1 protein-coding gene is annotated in these 1,038 nt (G+C 69.4%); it reads right to left on the bottom strand.

Features of this window, described 5'->3' with window-relative positions; all coding sequences use genetic code 11:
* On the bottom strand, nt 1–1,032 hold a 1,032-nt coding region (locus ACFW22_RS35920; RefSeq protein ID WP_386413016.1), incomplete at its 3' end, for an acyltransferase domain-containing protein.
* Nucleotides 1,033–1,038 lie beyond the last annotated feature (6 nt).

The raw sequence follows: 1,038 nt of genomic DNA on the forward strand, positions 1-1,038 counted from the left end.
GAGCCAGTACCGGCGGCGCTGGAAGGCGTACGTCGGCAGGTCGACGCGGTGCGGAGCCGCCACGCCCAGATCGGTGAGTACGTCTTGCCAGGCGATCTTCGTCCCCGAGACGTGGAGTTCGGCTGCGGTGCGGGTGAGGGCGTGGGTTTCGTCGAGGTTCTTGACCAGGCTGGGCAGGAGGAGGGTGTCGGTGCGGGTGACGGTGTCCTGGGCGAGGGCGGTGAGGACGCCTCCGGGGCCGATTTCCAGGTAGTGGGTGGTGTCGTGCTGTTCGAGCCAGGTGATCTGGTCGGCGAAGCGGACGGCGTCGCGGATGTGACGGACCCAGTACTCGGGGTCGTGCACCGTCTCACCGGCGGGCAGCGCCAGCCGCGTCGGGTGGAACTCCACACTGTCCAGGACCTGCCGGAACTGGTCGAGCACGGGGTCCATGTGGGGGGAGTGGAAGGCGTGGCTGACCTTCAGACGCCGGGTGCGGTGGCCGCCTGCGGTGAGTTGGGCGGCGATGTCCTCGACGATGTGTTCGGTGCCGCTGATGACGGTGGCGCGGGGTCCGTTGACGGCGGCGATCGCCGCGTGGTCTTCGTGTCCGGCGAGCAGGGGCAGGACGTCGGTTTCGGGTGCTTCGATGGCGATCATGGTGCCGCCGGGCGGGAGTTGTTGCATGAGTCGGCCGCGGGCGGCGACGACGGTGCAGGCGTCGGCGAGGGTCCACAGGCCTGCGGTGTGGGCGGCGGCGAGTTCGCCGATGGAGTGTCCGGTGACGAGGTCGGGGTGGATGCCCCAGGCCTCCAGCAGCCGGAAGAGGGCGACTTCGAGGGCGAACAGGGCGGGCTGGGTGTAGGCGGTGTGGTCCAGCAGAGCCTGCTCACCGGGTTCGGCGAACATCACCTCACGCAGAGGCCGGTCCAACTCCCGGTCGAAGTGCGTACAGATCTCGTCCAGCGCGGCGGCGAACACGGGGAAGGCCTTGTACAGTTCACGTCCCATCCCGGCCCGCTGACTGCCCTGCCCCGAGAACAGGAACGCCAACCGCCC

This window comes from Streptomyces sp. NPDC058872 (assembly GCF_042743065.1).
GTDB lineage: Bacteria > Actinomycetota > Actinomycetes > Streptomycetales > Streptomycetaceae > Streptomyces.